This is a genomic window from Lacibacter sp. MH-610, assembly GCF_045780045.1.
GTDB lineage: Bacteria > Bacteroidota > Bacteroidia > Chitinophagales > Chitinophagaceae > Lacibacter.
In genome coordinates, this window is record NZ_CP116002.1 from 1,636,981 (window position 1) to 1,658,229 (window position 21,249).

The following is a 21,249-nucleotide window of genomic DNA, read 5'->3' on the forward strand; positions in this document are numbered from 1 at the left end:
TTTATTGCGCATCCTGCAGTAGTTTTGATTATTTAAGAGAACATCTTCTCAAACAACTAATCTTTAGCATATGGAACAGAACGTAACAACAATGAATGGCATCAGCCAGTGCCCGTTTCATAACGGCACCGTAAAGCAGGGGGCAGGTAGCGGTACTAATAACCGTGACTGGTGGCCCAATCAGTTAAAATTGAATATTCTCCGTCAGCATTCTTCTCTTTCTAATCCGATGGATAGAGAATTTGACTATGCTGCATCTTTTAAAAAGTTGGATTATGCAGCCATTAAAAAAGACCTGGCCGAACTTATGACCAACTCCCAGGATTGGTGGCCTGCTGATTATGGTCATTATGGTCCATTCATGATTCGTATGGCATGGCACAGCGCCGGAACGTATCGTATTCAGGATGGACGTGGCGGTGCAGGAAGCGGCACGCAACGTTTTGCACCTCTCAACAGTTGGCCCGACAATGCCAATCTTGATAAAGCCCGTTTATTACTGTGGCCCATCAAAAAGAAATATGGTAAGCAGATTTCATGGGCTGATTTGATGATTCTTGCCGGTAATGTAGCTCTTGAAACAATGGGCTTCAAAACATTTGGTTTTGGTGGCGGTCGTGAAGATGTGTGGGAACCTGAAGAAGATATTTACTGGGGCAGTGAAACAGAGTGGCTGGGAGACAAACGTTATACCGGCGACCGTGAACTGGAAAATCCACTGGGTGCTGTACAGATGGGTTTGATTTATGTAAACCCTGAAGGCCCTAACGGTAACCCTGACCCGCTGGCTGCAGCAAGAGACATCCGTGAAACTTTTGGACGTATGGCTATGAATGATGAAGAAACAGTGGCATTGATTGCAGGTGGTCACAGCTTTGGTAAAACACATGGTGCTGCAGATCCGTCTAAATATGTAGGTCGTGAACCTGCTGCTGCAGGTATTGAAGAGCAAAGTATGGGATGGAAAAACAGTTTTGGAAAAGGAAATGCGGAAGATACGATTACCAGCGGACTGGAAGGCGCATGGACTACAACTCCTACAAAATGGAGTAATAATTATTTTGAAAACCTCTTCGGCTATGAGTGGGAGTTAACCAAGAGCCCTGCAGGTGCCCATCAATGGAAGCCAAAAGGTAATGCAGGCGAAGGATTAGTGCCTGATGCACATGTGCCGGGCAAATTTCATCAGCCCTTTATGCTTACAACCGACCTGGCGCTTCGTGTAGATCCTGCATACGAAAAAATTTCACGTAAGTTTTATGAAAACCCTGATGCTTTTGCAGATGCTTTTGCACGTGCCTGGTTTAAATTAACACATCGTGACATGGGACCCAAGAGCCGCTATCTTGGTCCGGAAGTGCCGGCTGAAGATTTGATTTGGCAAGACCCTGTTCCTGCTGTTGATTTTGAACTTATAAGTGCAGCGGATATTGCCGCATTAAAAGCTAAACTGCTCAACAGTGGATTAACTACAGGTGAATTAGTTTCAACTGCCTGGGCTTCGGCTTCTACTTTCCGTGGTTCTGATAAGCGTGGTGGTGCCAACGGTGCACGCATTCGCCTGGCTCCCCAAAAAAATTGGGAAGTAAATAATCCTGCTCAATTACAAAAAGTATTAGCAGTGCTGGAAGGAATTAAAAATGAGTTCAACAGTGCTCAATCAGGAAATAAAAAAATATCACTTGCGGATTTGATTGTGTTAGGTGGTTGTGCCGCTGTTGAAAAAGCAGCTGCTGCCGCTGGTATTGCTGTAACAGTGCCTTTTACCCCCGGTCGTACAGATGCATCACAGCAGCAAACAGATGCTGAATCATTTGCTGTGTTAGAACCTGTGGCAGATGGGTTCCGTAATTATCTAAGCAGAAAAGCGGGAGCCTCCTCTGAAGAGTTGCTGGTTGATAAAGCACAGTTATTAACGCTTACAGCTCCTGAAATGACAGCTTTGGTAGGAGGTATGCGTGTGCTTGATACAAATTACGATGGTTCAAAGCATGGTGTGTTTACACAAACACCGGGTGTGCTTTCCAATGATTTCTTTATAAACCTGCTGGATTTCAGTACTACCTGGAAAGCAGCTGATAAAGTGCAGCAAGGCTTCTTTGGTACAGACCGTGTCACAGGTAACATGAAATGGACAGCTACCCGTGCCGATCTCATCTTTGGCAGCAACACAGAACTGAGAGCTATAGCCGAAGTTTATGCCTGTGAAGATGGAAAAGAAAAATTCGTACACGATTTTGTAGCAGCATGGAATAAAGTAATGCAGCTGGATCGTTTTGATTTAGTATAGTGCACACATGCAACAATTAAAAAAGCGATGATTTTATAAGATCATCGCTTTTTTTTACAAGCTTACTGACGATTAGAATTTCTCAATAACTTGCTTTTAAACTGTTTCAACAGTCAACACAGAGCAGCTTTTATTTTTTATACATGGTTAGTGCTTTGCCTTTTACTTCTTCAAAGAAAATTCCGTTATCATAAATGAGATTACCATTAACAAAGGTGTGTGTGACTTTGGTTCCAAAAGTTGTACCTTCAAGCGGCGACCAACCGCATTTATATAGAAGATTTTCTTTGCTTACCATCCAATTTGCAGTAAGGTCAACAATTGTTAAATCGGCAAAATAGCCTTCCCGTATAAATCCTCTTTTTTCAATGCTATAAATGATGGCGGGGTTATGACACATTTTTTCCGTAATCTTCTCCAGCGATATAAGCCCTTGTTTGTAAAACTCAAGCATGATGTTTAAAGAGTGCTGGACCATAGGAGCACCGGACATCGACCGTAAGTAAGGTTGAAGTTTTTCTTCCAAAGTATGCGGAGCATGGTCTGTTGTTATGATATCAATTCTGTCGTCCAGTAAAGCCTGCAGTAATCCTTTTTTATCTGTTTCTGTTTTTATAGCCGGATTCCATTTGATAAGAGTCCCTAAGCTTGAATAATCATTATTTGAAAACCACAAATGATGTACAGAGACTTCTGTGGTAATTCTTTTGTCTTTCAACGGAAGATCATTTCTGAACAAATGAGTTTCTGCTTCTGTACTTAAATGTAAGATATGCAGTCTTGCATTGTATTTATGTGCTAGGGTAATAGCTTGTTTTGTAGCTTCATAGCAAGCGTCTTCACTTCTGATCAAAGGATGAAACTCTACAGGTATTTCTGCGCCGTATTTTTTGTGATAGCATTTTTCATTCTCCTCAATGATTTTTTCTTTTTCTGAATGAATGGCAATAATCGATTTGCAGTTTGCAAAAAGTTTTTCCATTACTCCGGGGTTGTCTGCAAGAAGGTTACCCTTTCCTGTAAAATAAAGACCATCATCAGAAATGCCAAGTATATCTGAAGTGTCAAGTTGAGTTATTGTATCAATGTTATCACCATTAACACCCAGGAAGAATCCAAAATTTGCGAGCGATTGCTTAGCGGCTGTTTCATATTTTTGGTAAAGAAGTTCTGTGGTTAATACGTTTGGTACAGTGTTGGGCATATCAATAAAAGAGGTAACGCCTCCCGCAACAGCAGCTTTACTTTCAGTATAGAGATCACCTTTGTGTGTTAATCCCGGTTCACGAAAATGTACCTGTCCATCAATAATTCCCGGAAACAAATATTTACCTGTTCCATCAATAATCTGAACTCCCGCAGTTTCGATACCGGGGGAAATTTTTTTGATGAACCCTTCGTCAATTAAAACATCTGCAGTAAATATTTGTCCTTCATTTACGATGTTGATATTTTTCAAGAGTGTTTTAGTTGTCATTGTATAATACCGTTCTTTTATATTTATAATTGGATCATATGCTATTTAAATAAGTACGTATTACCAACGGCAACTTAATGCCGTTCATAATTGAAGTATGCGTTACTTTACTCCGGGAATTACAGGAGCTTACATTAAATACCTTTATCTCGTCTCAATTCGCTGATGTAATTTTCAAATGTCTGCAATGAATAACTGCTGAGGTTATTGCTGTTTGTAAGTTTTCCCTTTTGCGCTGCCAGTACACCAAAACGTATATCATGAAAACCACTCAGTTCATGCGCATCCGGGTTGATGGAAATGAGCGCTCCTTTGTTGATGGCTTTTTCAATCCAGCGCCAGTCAATATCAAGCCTGCGGGGATGAGCATTCAGTTCAATCACGACCTGGTTGGCAACACAGGCATCAATAATTTTTTCGTGATTCACAGGGTAGCCATTACGGCTTAATAATAAACGTCCTGTCATGTGACCGAGAATGGTAGTGTAAGGGTTTTCAATAGCATTCATCAATCGCATCATCGCTTTTTCTTCTGTCATCTTCAGGTTACTGTGAACTGATGCAATGACGAGATCAAAACTGCTCAGTACATCCTCATCATAATCCAGGCTGCCATCACCCAGTATATCAGCTTCAATACTTTTAAATATTCGGAAGCCATTGAGTTTTTGATTAAGGGTGTCAATCTCCCGGTGTTGCTCCAGTATCCGTTCAGCTGATAATCCATTAGCATACCCGGCACTTTTACTGTGATCGCTGATGACGAGGTACTCCATACCAATACTTTGTGCATAGCGTGCCATTTCCTCAATGGAGTTACTTCCATCGCTCCATTTACTATGACTGTGAATGATACCTTTTATAGATGATACATCAATGAGGTCTGTTACGGGAGATTCAGTATAAACTTCCCGTAAAGCGTGGGGAATAAAAGCAATGTTTTTCTCAGCAAATAGTTGAGCTTCATCCGGTACATTGGTTACAGTTCCCCATGCTTCTAAAAATCCTTCAGATGCAGAAGTTTGAAACAACACTGTTCCAAAGTTGCTGTGTGTAGCTGTATGAAATTTCAGCACTACATTCTCAGGGCCTTTAAATGCAATCGTATGATCCTGTTCTTCTTCAGTTGTAAAACGGGTAGTTTCAAATAACTGTTTCAAGGAAGTTGTGCCGGCGGTAGTAACCCATTCTACTAAATGAATCACTTCCATCTGCCGTACAAATTCACCTGTAAGTGCAAAGCGTTCACCCGGAAAGTGGTCTTTTAAATTTTTATCGATGGCCTGCACATAAGCTTCCACATCTGCATACAGGTGAACCCCTTTATGCTGCTCAATAAACTCAATGCTCTCCATTACGGTTTGCTGTGTTTTTTCACCAAAACCTTTGTAACGCAGCAAGCGGTTTTCCTGGCAGGCATAATAAAGTTCGCCTACTGTTTCAATTTCCATTTCATGCCAGATGGTAGCGATTTTTTTTGGACCGATACCTTTGATGTTGAGCATTTCAATAACTCCCGGCGGTGTATTTGCAATGAGGTCCTGTAAAGCTTTGAGCGTACCTGTTTGCAGTATTTCAATTACTTTTTTAGCAGTGCTTTCGCCAACGCCTTTATAGGATGCAATCTTTGAAGGCTCCACATCGGCCAACTGAACCGGCAGTTTCTCAATTTGAAAAGCAGCGGCGGCATAGGATTTCGCTTTAAAACTGTTTTCTCCGTGTATATCCATCAGTTTACTCAGGAGCGAAAACTGATCAGCAATTTCATAATTGGTGGGCATGTGTTCAATGTTGGTCTTGGCTTGCAAGATAGGAAGAAGCGGGGTGGCAGTGAGAAACTCTGAGGCCTGTATTGCTTTAAAAGAGAAAAACTTCCTTTCGGAAGTTTTTCACGGACATTGGGTCGGACTCTGATGAGGTCGGACCCCGGTGATTACCGGTATAATGTTTTCATGCTGACAGATCGTTTTGGTTTTTGGAGGATAATTGAATTCTAAACGGGGCTTCCTGTTGAATTCTCATATAATACGCATGTAAAATAGTATTTTTTTTGAAAAATAAAATATTTATTTAGAGAAATTTAAAAAATTAATTTTCTAAAAATCAATGTTTTACAGGTTTTGATTCCATTTAATTACAGATTATTTACCTAAAGTAAAAATTAAAGAAGTCTGTTTTTTTCGTTTGTACCCTATGTATAAAAAAGCCTCCATACAATGGAGGCTCTCTCATCATTTAAGGTTAATCAGAATGTATAACGTACTGCCAATCCGCCCCAATTGCCGGAAAACCCATCGCCATACGTTCCAAATTCAAAGCTGGGCTGCCAATCAAGGCTCATGTTAATGGGAGCGTTTTTAAACTTGTAATCAAGTCCCAGCACTCCATCAATACCAATTACGGCACCACCTACACGACGGCCATAGCGATCTCTCCAGTAACGGTCGTTCCAAAAGCCGACATGTGCACCCGGACCAACGTACCATTTCAAGCCAGGGGCGCCATTAATATCGCCATGAAACTCATACAAGCCCGTTAGTCGCATACCATCTCTCCAGAAATAGCCAATGCCTTCTAACGCAGCATTGCTTTTTACAAAATGCTTTACAGTAATACCTGCTCCGGGGTAAAACTTAACGCCTAACGCTGTTTTGTAAGTGGAGCCCATGGACTGGGCATTTACCTGAACTACTGAGGCTGTAACAATAACAGCCAATAGGATGATTTTTTTCATAATGTGTTTTTGTTTTGTTGAAACCACCCCTTGAAAAAATGATGCCAAAAATGAAATGAAGGCAGAAAAGATGGTTCAGCGGCAGAGTAGTACCTTTGCCGCCGCAGGAAAAAATAATCCGGCTGTTTCTATAAAACGGGTATACAGTATCAAATAAAAAAGCATACGTGAAGAGTAAAACATTACAAAAAAACAAAGTGAACATTATTACACTGGGCTGCAGTAAGAATATGGTGGACAGTGAAGTGTTGAGCGGCCAGTTATTAGCTAATGAAATTGAGGTGGTACATGAAAGTACAAAACGGGATCACAATATAGTGGTGGTAAATACCTGCGGCTTTATTGATAAAGCAAAGGAAGAAAGTATTAATACCATCTTAGACCAGGTGCAGCTAAAGCAAAAAGGAAAACTGGACAAGGTTTATGTTACGGGTTGTTTGAGTGAACGCTACCGTAGCGATCTGGAAAAAGAAATTCCGGAAGTAGATGCATGGTTTGGTACAATGGAATTACCGCTCATGCTTAAAAAGCTGGAGGCTGATTATAAAAAAGAATTGATTGGTGAGCGTTTGCTGGCTACACCTCAGCATTATGCTTATCTCAAAATAAGTGAAGGTTGTAACCGTACCTGTGCGTTTTGTGCTATTCCTCTCATGAGGGGCGGGCATGTAAGTAAAAGCATGGATGATTTAGTGAAGGAAGCGGAAGGTCTTGTAAAAAAAGGTGTGAAAGAAGTAATGCTCATTGCACAGGAACTAACTTATTACGGACTGGATCTGTACAAAAAACGAATGCTGCCGGATCTGATGCATCGTTTAGCAGATGTGAAAGGTTTGGAATGGATCCGTTTGCATTACGCTTATCCGCATAAATTTCCGTTGGAAATTCTGGATGTAATGCGGGAGCGGGATAATATCTGCAACTACCTGGATATGCCTTTGCAACATGCGAGTGATAAAATGCTGAAAGCTATGCGCCGGCAAATTACCAGGAGCGAAACAGAAGAATTAATAGCAGCTGTAAGGGAAAAAGTGCCCGGGCTTTGCTTACGCACAACTTTGATTGCAGGTTTTCCCGGTGAAACATTGGATGATATTGAAGAAACCAAAGAATTTTTACAAAAGCACCGATTTGACCGTGTGGGTATTTTCACTTACAGTCATGAAGAAGGCACCAGCGGTTATGAATTAACGGATGATGTGCCTGCTGCAGAGAAGGAGCGAAGAGCGCAGGATGTAATGAGTGTGCAGCAGGAAATATCTTATGAGCTCAACCAGGAAAAAATCGGCAAAACATTTAAGACGATCATTGATAAAAAGGAAGCCGGCCGTTATTTAGGCCGTACTGAATTTGACAGTGTGGAAGTAGATAATGAAGTGGTGATTCAAAGCGATGCGAAACTGCCCATCGGGGAATTTGTAAACGTTAAAATTACAAAAGCCTTTGATTATGATCTGGAAGGAGAAATTGTAAAATAAGATTTATAGATATTTTTAAACTAAACGGGGTGTTGCAAAGCAACACCCCGTTTTTATTGCGGCTTCATTTATTTGAATGGATTGGAAAACTTTACATCTGTTGAAATAGTTCTGTCAGTTAAGGTCTTCATAAAAGCCAGTAAATCATCTTTTTGCTGCTGGCTAAGGTTCAAACGTTTTACACCCCTGCCCGGTGGCGGGTTGCGGAGTTGAGGTGCCAGGTTGGGGTTCGCCTGAACGCCACTGTTATAATGTTCTATCACCTGCTCTAAGGTAGCAAAACGCCCATCGTGCATATAAGGCGCTGTGAGTTCAATACTTTTCAAAGAGGGTACTTTGAATTTTCCGTTATCTGCAGGGTTGCCATTAACACCACCAACTCCAAAATCTGTAAACGTTGCATCTAGGCCATTATTTTGTGCATTTGGCCCTGTAAATGTAGGAGTACCATGACAGCTGGCGCAAGCAAGCTCCGGACTAAAGAATAATGCTTTCCCCCTGTTTTCGCCGGCAGTAAAATTGGGGAAGGTTGTGTTACCGATATTTGAACCGGGTGGTACCGCTGCAAAACCACTGTCAAACTTTGTTTGATAAGAAACAATACTTCTTACAAACTGTGAAAGTGCTTTTGATACCCTGTCGCTGTTAATTGTTTTATCACCAAAAGCTTTTTCAAATAAGAAGGGATAATGTGTTGTAGAATTCAAACGGTTTATCATCGTATCAAGCCTCATTCCCATTTCAACGGCATCTTGTATGGGTTGTAATACCTGTTGCTCTAAAGTAGCTGCTCTTTCATCCCAAAAAAAACGGCGGTTAGGATAATAACGTGCATTTACAAGACTCATGGAATGTCTGCCCGTATTGCCATTATTAAAACCTTTACTTAAAACTCTGGTATCACTGAAACCGTGCTCCTGTTGATGACAACTGGCGCAGGAAATACTTTTATTTACAGAAAGGGTTTTGTCATAAAATAAAACTCTACCTAAAGTAGAGCCCCAATCAGTAATCGGGTTATCTGCAGGTGTGTTGATCTGTGCAACAATGGGCGGTGCCGTTAAAAAGCCCGGTAAGTTTATGGCGGCATAAGAAAAAGGATTCTCCGGAAGATTCAGTGCTGCCAGTGCGTTTGATGCAGGTACAGGATCGGGAGTAGTTGAAGTTTTTTTACAACTGCTGATGGCAATAATGCCTGCAATGATAAACGAAAGAACAAGGGTGGTTGATTTGGGTGATGGATACATATCATGTTGTGTTTAGGGATGCGGCTTTTGGGGAGGTCGGCCACCTCCGGGAGGTCCCATTCGTCTCATAATCATTTCCATTACTTCGCCAAAGTGCGCCTGTTGCTCCGGTCTGAGCACCGAACGTAATTGCAGAAAATGATTGTAGAAATTCAGGTCAAATGCCCGGCGGTTCACAGCCAGTTGCCGGGTAATAGAATCTATCTGTATGCTATCTGTTACGCCGTTGGTAATCATTGCAGACATAGCTTTACGTAACCTCATTTCTTCATTGCGCAACGAGTCTCTTTTTTGAAAATGAGTTTTACGGAGCGCTTCAAACTGTTCTTCCTGTTTAGCATCCAACTGCAGTTTTTCAAATAACTGGGAGGGGTTGAAGCGTCTTTCCCTGCGTGCGTCTTTTTGAAACAGCAGGTATAATGTAACTGCATTTACAGCCATAAGTAGTACAACCAGTATCGTTAAAATTGTGGTTCTGTTCATGTTAGTAATCAATGGAGGTTAAATCATAATCATACACACGGGTAGCAGTTGTAACCTGTTCGCCGGTATCAGGCAAATCCCTGCTCCATAAGAATACATTGAGCAAAAGAATGAGTACTGCTGCTGAAGCTAATGCTAAAACAGGCCTTAGCGAAGTACGCTGCCGGATTACAGGCTTTTCCAGCCGGGCTAATACACGGGTGGCCAGGTAAGGATTTCCTTCCGCTTTCTCAAGGCCCTCAAGGCTGCTCATTACTTCCCTTATCCATTGTTCTTGCTGCATATACATTTGTTTTGACGTGAATTCATAAAAAAACTTTTGCTGTTTACAGGTTCCTGTAAAAATTTTCCAGGATTTTCCGAAGGTTTTGCCGGGCACGGAACAATAAAGCCTCTACGGATGATACGGATAAATGCATTACTTCCGCTATTTCACGGTAGCTCAGCTGTTCCATTTCGCATAACACATAGGCTGTTTTCTGTTTTTCCGGCAGTTGTTCAATGGCTTTAAAAAGAATGGCTGCTTTTTCTTTATTCTCAGCCTGTACACCGGGATGTACAAAATGAGCAGCGTCTGTAACCGGCTCATTAGAATCTGCAGTAAACAAACCGGTGATGAATGCAAAACGCTTTTTGCTTTTTTTCCGCCGCAGCAGATCAATGCATTTGTTGCTGGTGATACGGTAGAGCCAGGTGCTGATGCTTGATTCGCCTTTGAAGGTTGGATATTGATGATACACTTCCAGGAACACATCCTGCGTTATTTCTTCTGCATCCTCCATGTTTTGTACAATACCCAATGCCGTATTCATCACCAGCGACTGGTGCTGTTGAATGAAAGCAGCAAAAGCATCTTTATCGTTCCGGAAATCGGGCAACATGCCGATGAAAATAGAAAAGTTTTACTGAATAAAGTGTGAAACAGGAATGAACGGGCAGATGTTGGGTTGATTTTTATTTTATCGGTTATGTCCTCTCAAACCGAAATGAGAGTTGTGGTAAAGTTGCGGTTGGTGAGGACGCCAATCATTTTAAAAGAATACTTTTAATTAGTGAATGTCTTTACAAGCCTCCATGTTTTGGATATAGAAGATGCCATCAAAAGCAGTGGTCCATTTGCCATATCCATTCCAGAAATGATCGATGCCTTTCAGGTAAAAATCTTCTTTCTTTTTTGACACGACATTGTATCCTGTAAAATCAATAAACGCATAAGGATGCTGTATCCAGTTTTCAAATGATGTGGCAAAAGGTTCTTTTACTGTAAAACTGCCATTGTAAAAAAGTCTTCCTGCCATGCCCTGCCTGGATGCAAATCCAAGGATATAAGTTTGCAGTTGGTTGTTTGACTTGCTGCAGAAATAACTACCCATGCTTTTAAAGAAGTTGCTGCCCACTACCATTTGACTGTTCTTCATTATGTGAGCATTCGCAGCCCATACAATGATTTTCTCATTTTTGTATTTTTCATTCACCAGCCAGTTTAAATTAGCTGCCATGCCTTCGTCCCTGGAACTTTCTGAAGTGGAAGGCGTAAACCGTGCCCTTGTTTGTCTGCACAAAGCACTGAGGCTGTTGAGTAATACAGACAGGTAGGAATCTTTTTGTTTTTGTTGATCAGCACGGATCAGTTCCTTCAGGTAATGCTCCATGGTTTGGAAGTAATCTGGCGTGTAAAACGTACGTCCGTAGCTGATGATTAAAGAATCCACGAGTTGCAGGATGGCTTGTTTGCGGCTGCTCAACTCTTTTACAGGGAAACGCTCCGCTGTTAACGCTGTATCAAGATACTTGTGCAACTTTTCTTTTGACCGGGAGCCGTGCAGCTGTGTATCAAAACCTGTGACGGTGAGCGGTGTGCCATTGAGCAACTGCTGAGGCAGATAGTTGTAAAACAAAGGAGCAGCGGCTGTACAATACGTCCACATTGGAAAGAGATTTTGCTGGAGGTATGTTCTCAACGTAGCCGTATCTTTTACCTGTTGCCCGCCTGCCGTTAAGGCAAAAAAATCACTTTCAAAAGCCAGTATATTAAATCCATGATGCTCATGCAGGTAACGGATGAGTTTGGTTTTAGCCAGGAATGCGGTTGCATCCCCATGATCCTGTTCGCCCAGCATAATGACCCGTTTGCCGCTGATGGCTTTATCAAGAACATTCAACGCAGCAAAAGAAGTATCCAAAGGATCGATTGATTGAATAGCTGCTGCATTGGACTGTACAAAATGCTGAATGCGTTTTTGTGAAAAAGCATTGAAGGTTATGAGCAGTAAAGGCAGCAGGTATTTCATGGGATAAAAATATTTTATTCTGCTTTAATGGTGTACATCTTTTAGGGTTTTGCTTTTGCGGGATTTTTTGTTTTAAAACAAATACTTACACATACAGATTCTGAAAAGCATCCGAGAATGTATTTATGAAGTTAGAGATGAACAATGTAGCTCCAATTTAATACCAGGTACAAGCCTGACGCTTGCATCAGATGGGAAAACACCGGGCTTTAAAAAAATAAAAATATACCAATCGGTATAAAACCCTAACTTTACACTCCATGGCATCCAAAGCAGAACATACTACCCAATTTATTGTACAGAAAGTAGCTCCCGTGTTTAATAAACATGGTTATGTGGGTACGAGTCTTTCTGATGTAACAAAGATTACCGGGTTAACCAAAGGCGCCATTTATGGAAACTTTGCCAACAAAGAAGAACTGGCCATTTTGGCTTTTAAGCAGAATGTGAGGGATATTATTTTGCCCTTGTCAGAAGAAATGGCCGGGCATGAGAATGCAGTTGATAAACTGTTTGCACTCACCAACTATTACCGTAACTACTATGAACAGGTGAAAGGAATAGGCGGATGTCCGGTTTTGAATGTAGGTGTAGATGCCAACAATGTAAACCCGGCTCTGTTCCGGGAGGTAAAGCAAACTGCACTAAAACTGGAAAACAGTTTGCGAAACATTATTGAAACCGGTATTCAAAAAAAGGAAATCAAAAAAAATGTGGATGCGGCTGTTTATGCCCGTACCATTTATGCCATGATTGAAGGCAGTGTTTTCATGGCCTTTACCCATAAAGACAAAACCTATATCAGTAATGTGATGGATCTGCTGGAAACCATAATCCGTGAAAAGCTGACAGCATAAATTTTTTTAATTAAAAATATACCAATCGGTATAAAAATGAACACAATGAACAAACTCTTATCAAGCAAAGTAAAAATCCGCTTCCAGGATTGTGACCCGTTTAATCATTTAAACAATGCACGTTATATTGATTACATGATCAATGCAAGGGAAGACCACCTGATTGAACATTATCAGCTGGATGTGTTTGAAGTGGCTAAAACCACCGGCAGGGGATGGGTGGTTGCATCGAACCAGGTTGCCTACATCAGCCCGGCATTTACCATGGAAACGGTGTTGATAGAATCGCAACTCATCAGCTATGCACCGAAAAGTCTGCAGGTAGAAATTAAGATGTGGAATGAAGCCCATACCAAACTCAAAGCCCTGCTGTGGGTAAAGTTTATACATGTGGATATTGCCGCACAAAAAGCGGTAGAGCATGCCGCACCTTATCTGCAATTATTTGCGGATGTATTGCTGCCTGTAGAGCAAACTGTTTTTGAAGAAAGAGCGGGATGGTTGATGCGGAACGGGAATTGAGGGGAGAGGTTCAAGGTCACAAATTGTGACCTTGAAGCTGGTGAGCTTTTGAGGTGGCAAATTGAAACCTCAAAAGAATGCGGTCACAATCTGTGACCGCATTCTTTTGAAAAGTATTTTACTTATCGGTTGGTGTCCCCACCAACCGAATTGGTAGTTACGGTAAGGATGTGGTTGGTGAGGACACCAACCATTAAGGGAATTTGTGACCTTGAAGCCGGTGAACTTTTTGAGGCTGCAATTTGTGACCTCATTTTTTTTTAAAAGTATTATCTTAACTGCAAAACATTCCTTTATGCAAATTATGAGAAGCATCCAAAACCGCATTTATGAAATAAGAGGCGAACGGGTAATGCTGGACAGGGATTTGGCATTTCTTTACGGTACAGAAACTAAGTCGCTAAATCTTGCGGTGAAGCGAAATATCCAGCGTTTCCCAACTGATTTTATGTTTCAATTAACCAAAGAAGAATTTGAAGGTTTAAGGTTTCAAATTGAAACCTTAGAAACTTCTGACTCTTTAAGGTTGCAGAATGAAACCTTAAAGAAAGGACGGGGCCAGCATAGTAAGTACTTGCCTTATGCATTTACTGAACAAGGTGTTGCCATGCTCAGCGGTATCCTTAACAGCGAACGGGCTATTAAAATGAACATTGCCATTATGCGGGCATTTGTGGAAATAAGAAAAGTATTGTTGCAGGAGTCTGATTTGAAAGAACAATTAAAGCTTATTAAAGAACGCATGGGTGAACATGATGTGCAGCTAAGCCAGATATATGACGCTTTAGAAAATTTGTTGGATGATAAAGCTACAGAGCGGAAATGGGAGGAAAGGGAACGGATTGGGTTCAGGAAGAAGTGATTGTTTTTGATTAATAGTTTCAAAACTACTTCTGCTGAATTAATTATTTTTTAAAATATATCATTGTGAAGTCGATTCTTCTTTTTGTTGTCTTGTCCCACGGATTAATCTTTACAAAATCTGTATTTGCTCAAGTGAAAAGAAACAGCTTTGGTGAGATTAATAACAGAGTAACCCCAATTTTTCTTGATCAATCGGTTAATGATTTCTCCATGATTGATAGCTTAATTTCACAGAAAAGCTTAATCATTTTAAGTGAAGATACTCACCAGGATGGTGCAACCGAAGCAATACGATCAGAAGTAATTAAATACTTAATAGCAAAAAAGGGTTTCACAGTGCTCATTACTGAGTCTTCGTTACACGAAACATACTTTCTCAATTCTGGTATTTCTGATAAAGTATCGGTTGAATCAGTTATTGACAAAATGCATAACGCTTATTTTACCAGAAAGCCAGTTGTTAGTTTGTTGAGATATATTATAGACTCTACAAAAGAAAAATCAATATTTATTGGTGGGCTTGACATTGAAATTCAGGGTAGTGATTCCTGGGAAAAATTGATTAAGGAAGTAGAAGCTTATCCTGAAATGATAAAATACATTTCTGAAAATAAAAATGATTGGGCTGAATTTCGAAGACTTGTAGTTGAATCTTTTGGGGTGGGAGTGAATAATAATATTAATAATAAGTGGTATATGCTCATTGCTTCATGTATTGGCAAAATTCGGGCAGCAATGAATACAATAGATATCCCATGCAAACTAATAAAAGATAAAATCTGGGAAAATCTGTTAAACTATGCACGCTGGACTTTAGTGCGGCCTTACGTAGTTGGTAATAAAAATGGGCATTATGAAAAAGAACTTAGCCTGTTTTATTCTATGCGGGACAGTTTGATGTTTGAAAACTTTAAATGGCTAAAAGCTAATATTATAAAGGGTCAAAAAACAATAATCGTTGTATCAGCATATCATTCTCAAAAAAACTATAAAAGTGAATCAGGGTTCGCAAAGTATATGAGTCCCAATTCTATGACATTTGGAGAATATTTATCCGGCTCGGAATTTAGTAACGTAACTGCTACATTCGCTTTTATTTCAAGTACCGGGCAACGGGGTGCTGAGTATGTGGGGCGTTTATTCGATCTTCCAAAAATGCACTCAAGAAGTTTAGAGTATTTTTTATTTAATCAATCTCTCGCCCATGCTTTTGTAAACCTTCGTGATCTTGATTTTTCATTTTATATGGCGCCTCTTCATTACAGTTCATACATAAAAGCAAATTGGAGTAAAATCTTCGATGGAGTTTTTTATAATCAGGTTATGTATCCAAATTACTGTTATAACTGTGGTTTTTCTTCTAGCAAGTCATCCAATTAGCCCAATTAATAAATCATTCACCACGGGCTGCCGGATTGCAGCGGCACCGCAGCGTAGCGCAGGTACAGCGAAAAGCCGGAAAACCAGCCGCCACAAGCACCTCAGCTCACAGCCCCCAAACCCCATTTTTTCCCAATCTCGAACATTATCTATACTTTTTTGTATAAATAAGCCCGTAACTTTGCGGTTCGGAAATATTGTAGAGCGTTTTAGATAAACTGATTAAACAAATTACACATGAGTGAGATGCTGACCACCCTGGAGCAAACCGCCCTGAGTGAGTACAAGTATGGTTGGGTCACCAATCTGGAGGCCGATGAAGCGCCTCCCGGCCTGAGCGAAGACATTATCCGCTTCATCAGCGCCAAAAAGAAGGAGCCAGAATGGATGCTGGAATGGCGATTGAAAGCCTACCGCCATTGGCTTAAAATGAGCGTGCCCCGCTGGCCCAATGTCACCTATCCTGATGTAGATTTCCAGGCCATTAAATATTACAGCGCCCCCAAGCAGGCAAAAACATTAAACAGTCTGGATGAAGTGGACCCCGAGTTGCGTGCTACGTTTGAAAAGCTCGGCATTTCATTAGATGAGCAAAAACGCCTGAGCAATGTGGCGGTGGATGCGGTGATTGATTCCGTTTCAGTGGCTACTACGTTTAAAGAGCAACTAGGTGAAATGGGCATCATCTTCTGCAGCATGAGCGAAGCCATACAGGAACATCCCGAACTCATTAAAAAGTGGCTGGGTAGTGTGGTGCCTGTGACTGATAATTTTTACAGTGCGTTGAATAGTGCTGTGTTTAGCGATGGAAGTTTTTGCTACATCCCCAAAGGTGTAAAATGTCCGATGGAGCTGAGCACTTACTTCCGCATCAATGCTGCCGGTACGGGGCAGTTTGAGCGTACGTTGATTGTGGCTGAAGAAGGTAGTTATGTGAGCTATCTCGAAGGTTGTACTGCTCCGCAGCGTGATGAAAATCAGTTACACGCCGCCGTTGTTGAAATTGTTGCGCTTGATAATGCCGAAGTAAAATATAGTACCGTTCAAAACTGGTACCCCGGCGATAAAGAAGGAAAAGGTGGTATTTACAATTTTGTAACCAAGCGTGGTATTTGTGCAGGTATCAATTCTAAAATAAGTTGGACGCAGGTGGAAACAGGAAGCGCTGTTACATGGAAATATCCTTCTGTGATATTGAAAGGTGATAACAGTGTGGGTGAGTTTTACAGTGTGGCTGTCACCAATAATCATCAGCAAGCCGATACCGGTACCAAGATGATGCATATTGGTAAGAATACAAGAAGCCGTATTGTATCGAAAGGTATTTCTGCCGGTTTCAGTCAGAACTCTTACCGTGGCCTGGTACAGGTAGGTAAGAATGCGGTGAATGCAAGAAACTTCTCCCAGTGTGACAGTTTGTTGCTGGGTGATAAATGCGGTGCTCATACCTTCCCTTATATTGAAGTAAAGAACAGCACTGCACAGGTGGAGCATGAAGCCACTACTTCCAAAATTGGTGAAGACCAGATTTTCTATTGCAATCAGCGTGGACTTGATACTGAAACGGCGGTGGCATTAATCATCAATGGTTTTGCCAAAGAAGTCATGAACCAGTTGCCGATGGAGTTTGCGGTGGAAGCACAAAAGCTGCTGGCGATTTCACTGGAGGGAAGTGTGGGGTAACCCCTCCGCCCCTGAAGAGGAACTGTTAGCACTCCGATTGAGTATTACAGTATAAAAATTTGAAGTTCTTTTTTAGTGTGTTACCAGCGATAGTGCTACTATGTTACTTCTGTTGCGTCGCACACTTGTACTGATGAAAATGGATTCGTCAGATAAAAAGTAAAAAACAATTGTTCAATAAATAAAAGAAGCCCGGCCTCCATCTCCTTTGGAGAGGGAATGAGGGTGAGGTCTTAAATTATGTTACACATTAAAAATTTACAAGCCCGCATTGAAGAGAAAGAAATCTTAAAGGGCATCAACTTAGATATCAAGCCCGGCGAAGTACATGCCATCATGGGCCCGAACGGAAGTGGTAAATCTACATTGGCATCTGTGCTTGCAGGTCGCAGTGATTATGAAGTAACCGGCGGTGAAGTAGAATTTAACGGCAAAGACTTATTAGAGCTTGCTCCTGAAGACCGTTCCCGTGAAGGATTGTTCCTGGCGTTTCAGTACCCTGTTGAAATTCCGGGTGTGAGCACTACCAATTTTATTAAAACAGCAGTAAATGAAATTCGTAAGTATCGTGGCGAAGAACCCATGGATGCCGTACAGTTTTTGAAGAAGATGAAAGAAAAGATGAAGCTGGTAGAGATTGACCAATCCTTATTAAGTCGTTCACTCAATGAGGGTTTCAGTGGCGGAGAAAAAAAGCGTAATGAAATTTTCCAGATGGCGATGTTAGAACCAAACATGGCAATCTTAGATGAAACAGACAGCGGATTGGATATCGATGCCTTGCGCATTGTGGCCGAAGGTGTAAACAAACTCCGTGATGGCAACCGTTCTTTCTTAGTGATTACACACTACCAGCGCTTATTAGATTACATCGTTCCTGATTTTGTACATGTATTGTACAAAGGGCGTATTGTAAAAAGCGGTGGTAAAGAACTGGCGCTGGAGTTGGAAGAAAAGGGATATGATTTTATTAAAGAAGAATTGGGTGAAAGTGTTGAGGCGTAAGCCAATACCTCCTTCCGACTTCCTCCAAAGGAGGAAGCCATCAACCCACAGCCCTAACTTATTTAGGTTCTTAATTTAAACTTAGGGTGCTTGAATGCTTGATGATAAAAAGGAAAATGATGAAATGCTTAATTACAAAGTTGAAATAAAAAAATAAAGCTCGGCCTCCTTCAAAACAAATTCCATTTCCTTTGCCCTTCTCCTCAAGGAGAAGGTGCTCGAAGGGCGGATGAGGTGGAGAGGGAACGAGGGTGAGGTGCATATGTCAGACTTAAAAAATTTAATACAACAAAAATTCAACAACGAACCTTTTGGCGGCAATGGTTCTTTAAAAGCATTAAGCCAAAAAGGAATAGAGTTGTTTAATGAACAAGGCATTCCTACGGTAAAGCATGAAGAGTGGAAATACACACGCATCAGTGGTGTATTGGGCAAAGAATTCAGCTATGCTGTTGATGCTACTGCTGTAACAACAACCGATGTAGATGCAGTGCGTTTGCCCGGCCATGAAATGGCCAATGAACTCGTGTTTGTGAATGGTATTTATCACGCAGAGTTGTCAAACATCCGTTCATCAGCAGAGGAACTGGTGATACTTCCCTTGAGTGAAGCAGTAAAAGGTGACTACAAATCCATCATTGATAACAATCTTGGACACAGTGCCAAGTATCATACAGATGGTATCAATGCGATGAATAATGCATTTGCCTACCAGGGTTTGTTCATTGCGGTGAAGAAGAATAAAGCAGTAGAGCATCCGCTTTATTGTTATTACATCAACGATGCAAGAACCGCAGGTGTGTTGTCGCAACCACGTACCTTGATTCATGTGGGCGTGAATGCAGAAGTGTTTTTAGTAGAAGAAGAAATCACACTCGGCACCAGCGATTCTTTCATCAATCGTGTGAGTGAAATAGTAGTAGAAGAAAATGCCAACGTGCACATCTATAAAATTCAGAACGAAGACAGTCACAGCAGTTGTGTAAAAACAACCCATGTGCGTCAATTGGGAGTAAGCAAAGTAAACTCAGTTACACTCACACTCAATGGCGGTATGATTCGTAACAATCTCAATTTTATTTTAGAAGCACCAGGTTGCGAAAGTAACATGTACGGTTTGTATTGTGTAAAAGGAGAAACGCATGTTGACAATCATACCATCGTTGACAATCAAATGCCGCACAGCTTAAGCAATGAACTGTACAAAGGCATTATTGATGAAAATGCAACAGCAGTGTTCAACGGAAAAATATTTGTTCGTCAGGATGCACAGAAGACCAATGCCTATCAAAGCAATAAAAATGTTTTGTTAAGTGATGCAGCTACAGTGAACACAAAACCTCAACTGGAAATTTTTGCCGATGATGTAAAATGTTCACATGGTTGTACTGTGGGCCGCCTGGATGAAGAAGCATTGTTTTATCTCAAGGCAAGAGGTATTGGTGATAAAGAAGCAAAAGCATTGTTGCTGCATGCCTTTGCCGGTGAAATTTTAGAAAAGATTGAACTGGAGCCGATTCGTGAGTATGCTGATCAAATTATTTCTGAGCGCTTAGGATTTGAGATTTAATTTGGATTTCGTCTGACGCCCTCGTCTGACGAATAAGCAGAGGCATCTTTTAAAACCCGTCAGACGAGGGCGTCAGACGGAAATGTTGAAATGTTATGCAGGCTATTTTAGAACATACATCCTTTGATGTGCAGGCTATCCGGCATCAATTTCCTGTCCTCAACAGAATGGTGAAAGGAAAACCCCTTGTGTATTTTGATAATGCAGCAACTGCACAAAAACCAAAAGTGGTGATTGATGCATTAACGGAATACTACGAAAACTACAATGCAAACATCCATCGTGGTATTCATTCATTAGCCGAAGAAGCTACAGCAGCTTACGAATCCACAAGAGATACGGTGCAGCAGTTTATCAACGCCAAGTACAGAGAAGAAATCATTTTTACAAGAGGAGTTACCGAGAGCGTCAATCTTGTTGCATATACATACGGAAGAACCAATCTAAAAGCAGGTGATGAAATCATTATCAGTGGCATGGAGCATCACAGCAATATCGTGCCCTGGCAACTCATAGCTGCACAAACAGGTGCTTTATTAAAGGTGATTCCTGTGGATGACAATGGAGAGTTGATAATAGAAGAGTTTCATAAACTCTTAAGCGAAAAAACAAAAATTGTTTCCCTTGTTCATGCAAGTAACTCACTCGGTACCATCAATCCTGTAAAAGAAATCATTGATGCAGCGCATAAGGTTGGAGCTGTTGTAATGATAGATGGTGCTCAATCAACTGTGCACCTGGATATTGATGTGCAGGAATTGGATTGCGATTTCTTCGCCATCAGCTCACACAAAGTATATGGACCAACAGGTATTGGTGTGTTGTATGGTAAAAAGGAATTGCTGGAAGCTATGCCTCCTTTCATGGGCGGCGGTGAAATGATTAAAGACGTTACGTTTGAAAAAACTACCTGGAACGAACTGCCTTATAAGTTTGAAGCAGGTACACCGAGCATAGCCGACACAGTAGCATTCAAAGCGGCATTGGATTTTGTAAGTAGCGTTGGCAAAGCAACAGCAAGAAAACATGAAGATGAGTTGCTGCATTATGCTACATCACAGTTGGAAAGTATGAATGACATCAGAATGATTGGTAAAGCCAAACATAAAGTTAGCGTAGCGTCATTTGTGGTAGAAGGCGTGCATCCGCAGGATCTGGGCATCTTATTGGATAATCAGGGTGTAGCAGTACGCACAGGTCATCATTGTACGCAACCATTGATGAATCGTTTTGGCATTCCGGGTACAACCAGAGCAAGCTTTGCAATGTATAATACCAAAGAAGAAATTGATGTGATGATTGCAGCGCTAAACAAAGCAATAAAGCTGTTAAAGTAAGGTGATGCTTATCCCCTCCCGGGAGGGGCAG

At 41.2% G+C, this 21,249-nt stretch carries 18 protein-coding genes; 10 read left to right on the plus strand and 8 right to left on the minus strand.

The genetic code is table 11. The features are described 5' to 3' along the window. Positions 1-70: 70 nt before the first annotated feature. The gene (gene katG, locus PDL71_RS07560; protein WP_407527549.1) at positions 71-2,290 is read left to right on the plus strand and encodes a catalase/peroxidase HPI; all 2,220 of its coding nucleotides are present in this window, start codon (positions 71-73) and stop codon (positions 2,288-2,290) included. Positions 2,291-2,420: 130 nt separating this feature from the next. Here katG and PDL71_RS07565 read toward each other — a convergent pair whose 3' ends face one another. From PDL71_RS07565 to PDL71_RS07575, 3 genes are all read right to left on the minus strand, one after another. Beyond that, positions 2,421-3,767, minus strand: a complete 1,347-nt coding sequence (locus PDL71_RS07565; protein ID WP_407527551.1) for a dihydroorotase — start codon at positions 3,765-3,767, stop codon at positions 2,421-2,423. A gap of 134 nt (positions 3,768-3,901) precedes the next feature. Then, positions 3,902-5,548, minus strand: coding sequence for a helix-hairpin-helix domain-containing protein (locus tag PDL71_RS07570; RefSeq protein ID WP_407527554.1), 1,647 nt, complete (start codon positions 5,546-5,548; stop codon positions 3,902-3,904). 464 nt (positions 5,549-6,012) lie between these two features. After that, positions 6,013-6,501, minus strand: coding sequence for a hypothetical protein (locus PDL71_RS07575; RefSeq protein WP_407527557.1), 489 nt, complete (start codon positions 6,499-6,501; stop codon positions 6,013-6,015). 167 nt (positions 6,502-6,668) lie between these two features. Between PDL71_RS07575 and rimO the strand changes: the two genes are divergently transcribed. Continuing rightward, entirely contained in the window at positions 6,669-7,979 is a 1,311-nt protein-coding gene (gene rimO, locus PDL71_RS07580; RefSeq protein WP_407527560.1) for a 30S ribosomal protein S12 methylthiotransferase RimO, read from the plus strand. Positions 7,980-8,047: 68 nt separating this feature from the next. Here the strand turns inward: rimO and PDL71_RS07585 are convergent, their stop codons facing one another. From PDL71_RS07585 to PDL71_RS07605, 5 genes are all read right to left on the minus strand, one after another. Next, entirely contained in the window at positions 8,048-9,226 is a 1,179-nt protein-coding gene (locus tag PDL71_RS07585) for a cytochrome-c peroxidase (protein WP_407527563.1), read from the minus strand. Between the two features lie 12 nt (positions 9,227-9,238). Beyond that, positions 9,239-9,709, minus strand: a complete 471-nt coding sequence (locus PDL71_RS07590) for a Spy/CpxP family protein refolding chaperone (RefSeq protein ID WP_407527566.1) — start codon at positions 9,707-9,709, stop codon at positions 9,239-9,241. Position 9,710: 1 nt separating this feature from the next. Further along, complete coding sequence (locus PDL71_RS07595) at positions 9,711-9,992, minus strand: hypothetical protein (protein WP_407527569.1); 282 nt, start codon at positions 9,990-9,992, stop codon at positions 9,711-9,713. 43 nt (positions 9,993-10,035) lie between these two features. Continuing rightward, positions 10,036-10,590: an RNA polymerase sigma factor gene (locus PDL71_RS07600; RefSeq protein WP_407527571.1), complete on the minus strand. Its 555-nt coding sequence runs from the start codon at positions 10,588-10,590 to the stop codon at positions 10,036-10,038. 168 nt (positions 10,591-10,758) lie between these two features. Further along, a complete protein-coding gene (locus tag PDL71_RS07605; RefSeq protein ID WP_407527573.1) occupies positions 10,759-12,000 on the minus strand; it encodes an erythromycin esterase family protein in 1,242 nt (413 codons plus the stop codon). 260 nt (positions 12,001-12,260) lie between these two features. Here PDL71_RS07605 and PDL71_RS07610 point away from each other — a divergent pair, with 260 nt between their 5' ends. From PDL71_RS07610 to PDL71_RS07645, 8 genes are all read left to right on the plus strand, one after another. Continuing rightward, the gene (locus PDL71_RS07610; protein WP_407527576.1) at positions 12,261-12,857 is read left to right on the plus strand and encodes a TetR/AcrR family transcriptional regulator; all 597 of its coding nucleotides are present in this window, start codon (positions 12,261-12,263) and stop codon (positions 12,855-12,857) included. A gap of 45 nt (positions 12,858-12,902) precedes the next feature. Then, positions 12,903-13,379: an acyl-CoA thioesterase gene (locus tag PDL71_RS07615; protein ID WP_407527579.1), complete on the plus strand. Its 477-nt coding sequence runs from the start codon at positions 12,903-12,905 to the stop codon at positions 13,377-13,379. Between the two features lie 295 nt (positions 13,380-13,674). Beyond that, positions 13,675-14,241, plus strand: coding sequence for an ORF6N domain-containing protein (locus tag PDL71_RS07620; protein ID WP_407527582.1), 567 nt, complete (start codon positions 13,675-13,677; stop codon positions 14,239-14,241). Between the two features lie 65 nt (positions 14,242-14,306). Then, positions 14,307-15,623, plus strand: coding sequence for a hypothetical protein (locus tag PDL71_RS07625; RefSeq protein WP_407527584.1), 1,317 nt, complete (start codon positions 14,307-14,309; stop codon positions 15,621-15,623). A 246-nt stretch (positions 15,624-15,869) separates the two neighbouring features. Further along, positions 15,870-17,306, plus strand: a complete 1,437-nt coding sequence (sufB, locus tag PDL71_RS07630; protein ID WP_407528398.1) for a Fe-S cluster assembly protein SufB — start codon at positions 15,870-15,872, stop codon at positions 17,304-17,306. A gap of 240 nt (positions 17,307-17,546) precedes the next feature. Next, positions 17,547-18,311 carry a Fe-S cluster assembly ATPase SufC gene (gene sufC / locus PDL71_RS07635; protein ID WP_407527587.1) on the plus strand — a complete coding sequence of 255 codons (765 nt, stop codon included), beginning with the start codon at positions 17,547-17,549 and terminating at the stop codon, positions 18,309-18,311. Between the two features lie 262 nt (positions 18,312-18,573). Then, positions 18,574-19,881 carry a Fe-S cluster assembly protein SufD gene (gene sufD / locus PDL71_RS07640; RefSeq protein WP_407527589.1) on the plus strand — a complete coding sequence of 436 codons (1,308 nt, stop codon included), beginning with the start codon at positions 18,574-18,576 and terminating at the stop codon, positions 19,879-19,881. 95 nt (positions 19,882-19,976) lie between these two features. Further along, entirely contained in the window at positions 19,977-21,218 is a 1,242-nt protein-coding gene (locus PDL71_RS07645; RefSeq protein WP_407527593.1) for a SufS family cysteine desulfurase, read from the plus strand. Positions 21,219-21,249: the final 31 nt, after the last annotated feature.